The 2,026-nt window shown below is 71.2% G+C and carries 3 protein-coding genes; all 3 read right to left on the bottom strand.

Annotated elements, in window-relative coordinates:
- Positions 1 to 620, bottom strand: a 620-nt coding sequence (locus AC1DOC_RS31210; RefSeq protein WP_478131280.1) for a pirin family protein, incomplete at its 3' end; no start/stop codon positions are given.
- 56 nt (positions 621 to 676) lie between these two features.
- Positions 677 to 1,429 carry a GNAT family N-acetyltransferase gene (locus tag AC1DOC_RS31205; RefSeq protein ID WP_027729753.1) on the bottom strand — a complete coding sequence of 251 codons (753 nt, stop codon included), beginning with the start codon at positions 1,427 to 1,429 and terminating at the stop codon, positions 677 to 679.
- Positions 1,426 to 2,026, bottom strand: a 601-nt coding sequence (locus AC1DOC_RS31200) for a biosynthetic peptidoglycan transglycosylase (RefSeq protein ID WP_478131279.1), incomplete at its 5' end; no start/stop codon positions are given. The genes AC1DOC_RS31205 and AC1DOC_RS31200, both read right to left, overlap by 4 nt.

Here is a 2,026-nt window from a genome sequence, read left to right as displayed (position 1 = left end):
GGCAGGGGCTGGGCGAACTCGGCGCCGGGCGGCAGCGTGATGTCGAGGTAGAGCGGCTCGGTGTGCTCGCGCCGCACCGCGCCCTCGATGCCGTGGCTCGCGCCCGCGATCACGCGCACGTGCACGCCCGCGGCGGTGGTGTATTCCGGAATCTCCTCGCTCTGGATGTCGCGATACCAGGGCTCGCGCATCTTGTCCTTGGCCGGCAGGTTGAGCCAGAGCTGGAAGCCTTCCATCAGGCCGTCCTCCTGCTCGGGCAGTTCGCTGTGGACGAGGCCGCGGCCGGCCGTCATCCATTGCACGCCGCCGTTCTGCAGCAGCCCTTCGTGGCCGGCGCTGTCGCGGTGCCGCATGCGGCCCGCGATCATGTAGGTCACGGTTTCGAAGCCGCGGTGCGGATGGCTCGGAAAGCCGCCGATGTAGTCACCCGGGTTGTCGCTGCCGAAGGCGTCGAGCATCAGGTAGGGGTCGAGCCTTTTCTGCAGCGGCTGCTGCAGCACGCGGGTGAGCTTGACGCCGTCGCCATCGCTGGTGGAAACACCGGCCACGATGTGGTCGATGCCGCGCGGCGTGGCCACGGGATCGGTCGGGTGGTTGGCGTGGTGGTTTGCATTCGTCATGCAGCCATGGTGGCACTAACGGCCCGACCGCGCCACCCGGTAGGAATTGCCTGTCTTCAGCGCGGCCACTGCTGGCGCTGCCAGTAGCGGTACTGCCACCGGGTCGAGAAACCGGCGCGCCGGTAGAGCGCATGGGCCGCCAGGTTGTGCGCGTCGACCTGCAGGAACACCTGCTCGAAGCCGCGCGCGAGCGCCGCCTGCGCAAGGCCTGCCAGCACGCGCCCGGCCAGGCCCCGGCCGCGCTGCGACTGCTCGGTCCGCATGCCGTGCACGCTGGCCCATCCGTGGCCGAAGGCCATGGCGCCGGCCGCCACGGTCCGGCGGCCCTCGCGCACGCTGGCATAGAGCGAGCCCTGGGCGCGCGAGAGCGCACGCACGCGGTGGGCGCCGTCCACAGGATCGAAGCCCTCGCCGAGGAACAGGGTGGCCCAGGCGTCGTCGGGCGCCAGGTCGACATCGGCCAGCGGGGCGCCGGCCGCGGCCACCTCGCGCATGCGCCGTGCGGAGCCGATCTGCACGCAGGTCGGCGAGTCGCCGACGTAGTGCCGCTGCTCCAGCTCCGACTGCAGCGCCACGAAGGAGGGCACATCGGCCAGGCGGAAGGCGGGCACGAAGTGCCGGCGGTCGTAGCGGTCCTCGATGCGGTCGATCGTGCGGCCGGCGACCGGCTCGCGGTGCAGCGGCACGGCCGACCTGGCGCGCTTGACGGTGCCGTCGTCGAAGGGCAGCAGCCAGCCGTCGAGCTCTTCGACGACCAGCGGCGACACGGCGGCCACGGTGGCGCGCTCGATGGCCTCGACCTCGTTCATGGAAAGGCCTCCGGTGCGGTGAATCTGGCGGCCGCCACGCTCTTGAGCAGCGACTCGCGCTGGTTGCGGCTGATGCCGCGCACGCTCTCGGCGACCCACTTGGTGCGGTCCGGGTCGATCTGCCCGTCGCGCCGCCATTGCTCGAGCACCGCCTGCGGCTTGTGCAGCATGGACGCGAGCCAGACCGCCTGCGCGGGCTCCAGGCTGCGCGCGGAACGCTTGAAATAGCGCCGGGCGGCAGCTTCGGCGCCGCACAGGTTACCGCCCCACGGCGCGTTGTCCAGGTAGAGCTGCAGGATGCGCGCCTTGCCCAGGGTCTGTTCCATTTCGACCGCGTAGAGCAGCTCGCGCAGCTTGCGTTCCGCGGTGCGGTCGCTGCCGGTCACCAGCATCTTGGCGAGCTGCTGCGTGAGCGTGCTGCCGCCGCGCTTGGGCTGGCCTTCCTTCTGGTTGTTGTCGATCGACGCGACGATCTCCGTCAGGTCGTAGCCGGCGTGGGTGAAGAAGCGCTGGTCTTCGGCCGCGATGACGGCGCGCGCCAGCCAGCTGTCGTTGGCCAGCTTCGACGGCGCGCCGCAGCTGGTGCGCGCGCCCAGC

The sequence above is a fragment of the Variovorax sp. 01T439_2 genome (assembly GCF_056398445.1).
The sequence above is the reverse complement of the archived record's forward strand: the minus strand, read 5'-3'. Positions and strand labels throughout refer to the sequence as shown.

Bases quoted from the DNA above. Each gene is read 5' to 3' on its own strand.
- AC1DOC_RS31205 (WP_027729753.1), bottom strand. From the start codon at position 1,429: ATGAACGAGGTCGAGGCCATCGAGCGCGCCACCGTGGCCGCCGTGTCG.